This window comes from Psychrobacter sp. 16-MNA-CIBAN-0192 (assembly GCF_040309565.1).
Taxonomy (GTDB): Bacteria; Pseudomonadota; Gammaproteobacteria; order Pseudomonadales; family Moraxellaceae; genus Psychrobacter.
The window spans coordinates 1-346 of the sequence record NZ_JBEOOX010000078.1; the positions used below are offsets into that span (position 1 = coordinate 1).

Annotated in this window: 1 protein-coding gene; it reads right to left on the bottom strand. The window is 37.6% G+C overall.

Annotated elements, in window-relative coordinates; all coding sequences use genetic code 11:
- Positions 1-346 (bottom strand): cache domain-containing protein (locus AAEY78_RS12430; protein WP_352339648.1); only part of this gene is annotated, 346 nt, incomplete at both ends.

The window sequence follows — 346 nt, forward strand, 5'->3', positions numbered from 1 at the left end:
AATCAGTGCAATAATCATTACCACGGCATTTATAATTATTAAATTACGTTGCTCAGCAAATGCACCATCAATACTGTCGAGGTACACGCCCGAACCTATAACCCATTGCCATTGGTTAAAGCCCTTCACAAACGCTATTTTATCAACTGGTTTGTCTTTACCTGGTTTAGGCCATTTATAAGGTACAAACCCTGAACCTGCTTGTTGAGTCACCTTTACCATTTCTACAAATAATGCTGTGCCATCGGGGTCTTTGTTATTAGTTAAATCTGTACCATTTAAGTCTGGCTTAAATGGATGCATTATCATTTTTGGGTGGTAGTCATTTATCCAAAAATAGTTGGTA